2 protein-coding genes are annotated in these 2676 nt (G+C 55.3%); one reads left to right on the forward strand and one right to left on the reverse strand.

Annotated features, from left to right (window positions below):
* Positions 1–1307: PLP-dependent aminotransferase family protein (locus tag VIN66_RS05300; protein WP_331922992.1), on the forward strand; the 1307-nt coding region annotated here is incomplete at its 5' end.
* Here VIN66_RS05300 and VIN66_RS05305 read toward each other — a convergent pair.
* Complete coding sequence (locus VIN66_RS05305) at positions 1304–2674, reverse strand: NAD(P)(+) transhydrogenase (Re/Si-specific) subunit beta (protein WP_331922993.1); 1371 nt, start codon at positions 2672–2674, stop codon at positions 1304–1306. The genes VIN66_RS05300 and VIN66_RS05305 overlap by 4 nt on opposite strands.
* Between the last annotated feature and the right edge of the window lie 2 nt (positions 2675–2676).

Genomic DNA, 2676 nt, shown 5'->3' on the forward strand with positions numbered 1-2676 from the left:
ACCGGCAGCTGGAAGCCGACGGCTATGTGCAGGCCAGCCACCGTAGCGGCTATTTTGTTAAAAGCCGCTTTCAGCCTCCGCCGCTAAGCAAGGATTTAGCGCCCAAAAGCCAGCTGCCTGAACAGGTGTCCGGCCAACAAATGGCGCTATCATTGTCAAAAGCGGCGGCCGATCCTGGCTATACACGCCTTGGTGCCGCAGTACCTGCGGCACGGTTTCTACCGCAGCATGTGCTGCAAAAAGCCATGCAGCAGGTGATAAAAATGCAACCGGCGCGGCTGATGCAATACGAAGCCAGCCGCGGTGCCATTGAGCTACGCACCGAGATTGCCAAGCGCATGGCGCTGCAGGGGGCCGTGGTATCGCCGCAGGATGTCATTATCACTAACGGCTGTCAGGAAGCGCTGATGCTGAGCTTAAAAGCGCTAACAGTGCCCGGTGATATCGTCGCTATTGAATCGCCGGCATTTTACGGCTTGTTGCAAGCGCTCGAAGCCGCCGGTTTACAGGCACTGACACTGCCGACGGATCCGCAAACCGGTGTTGTGCCAGAGGCGCTGGAGCAAGCACTGCAACGCTGGCCGGTAAAAGCCTGTGTGCTGATTAGCAATTTCAGTAACCCGCTTGGCAGCCTGATGCCAAAAATCAACAAAAAGCGCATTGTTGCAGCATTAAGTGCCAAAGGTATTGCCCTGATTGAAGACGATACTTATGGTGATCTGGGGTTTGCAGTACCCAGGCCTGCCAGTTGTTTCGCGCTGGCACCACAGGCGGATATTTTTTACTGCGGTACTTTTTCTAAAACCATTTCACCGGATTTGCGACTGGGCTGGGTGATAGCGCCAAAACAGACGGCAAGGCTGGAATACCTGAAGTTTATCAGCAATATCAGCACCGCTGCGCTACCGCAACTGGCCGTCGTGAATTTGCTGAAAAGTGGTCGGTATGAGCGGCACTTGCGCCAGGTCAGAGGCCAGTATCAGCTGGCGTTGTCACGCATCAGTCACCAGATTGGCCGCTTATTTCCGGCCGGGACCCGCGTCAGTCAGCCTCAGGGTGGTTTTGTGCTCTGGGTTGAATTGCCGCCTGCGGTAGATGGCTACCTGCTGGCGCAGCAGGCCATGGCTCAACGCATCAGTATTGCACCGGGAGCGATTTTTTCACCTACAGCCGCAGCCAGCCGGGCTGAGTTTAGCCATTTTATCCGGCTTAACTGCGCAGTAGAACCTGACGCGCGTTTGGACAGGGCACTGCAGACGCTGGCCTACTTGTGTCTGCAGCAATTGGCGGAGTTAGCAAGGGCTTAGTGCCCGCCGCCAAGTGATTTGATGGCCTGGATCATCGACACCATCACCTTTTGCGCATCGCCATACACCATCTGGGTGTTGTCGGCATAAAACAGCGCATTTTCTACGCCGGAGTAGCCTTTACCCTGGCCGCGTTTTACCACGTACACCTGTTTGGCTAGGTCGACATTCAGCACCGGCATGCCATAAATTGGCGAGCTTTTGTTGGTGCGGGCTGCCGGGTTTACCGTGTCGTTGGCACCAATCACGATTGCCACATCGGCTTCTTTAAACTCGTCGTTAATGTCTTCCATGTCATAGATGATGTCATACGGTACACCGGCTTCTGCCAGTAACACGTTCATATGCCCCGGCATACGCCCGGCTACCGGGTGAATAGCAAATTTCACTTCAACGCCGGCGTCCTGCAGCAGTTTTACCAGCTCGTATAACTTATGCTGTGCCTGCGCCACCGCCAAACCATAACCCGGTGCAATAATCACTTTGCCGGCATAATGCATATTAATACCAGCGTCCGAGGCATCGATCGGCTTCTGGCTGCCGCTGATCTCGCCCCCGGTATCATCTGAGGCGGCACCAAAGTTGGAGAACAGCACATTGGCCACTGAGCGGTTCATCGCCTTGGCCATCAGCAACGTCAGTAAAGAACCGGCTGAGCCAACCACCATACCGGCTATCATCAGTGCCGGGTTATTCAGCACATAGCCTTCAAAGCCAACGGCTAAACCGGTAAAGGCGTTATACAGTGAGATCACCACCGGCATATCGGCGCCGCCAATCGGCATGGTCATCATTACGCCGTACAGCAGTGCCAGTGCGAAAAACACGGCAAATACCGGCATCGCAACCTGGCCGCTGTGCCAGACAATATAAGCACCCAGCGCCAGCAGCAACAGCAGCAGGCTGCCATTGACGGCCTGCAAACCGGAAAAACGCAGCGTCGAGTTAATGCGGCCATCCAGCTTGGCCCAGGCAATCAGCGAGCCTGATAGTGACACAGCGCCAATCACACCACCCAATACCGCTAATGTCAGTGACACGCTGCCATGGGTTTTGTAGCCAATCAGCTCGATGGCGGCTATTGCAGCGGCTGCACCACCGCCCATGCCATTGTAAAGTGCCACCATTTGTGGCATTTCAGTCATGGCGACTTTTTTACCGCTGCGCCAGGCCCAGCCAAGGCCCAGTGCTAACGCTATGACAGCCAGCACAAGATTGGTCGTCAGCTGTGGTCTGGCAGCGGGGCTGACATCAAACGTATATAAAAAACTGGCCAACACAGCCAGTACCATACCGGCCCCGGCAACGACGATACCGGAGCGGGCGGTGAGTGGAGACGACATCCGCTTCAGGCCATAAATAAACAAAA

The sequence above is a fragment of the Rheinheimera sp. genome (assembly GCF_036568245.1).
Lineage (GTDB): Bacteria > Pseudomonadota > Gammaproteobacteria > Enterobacterales > Alteromonadaceae > Alishewanella.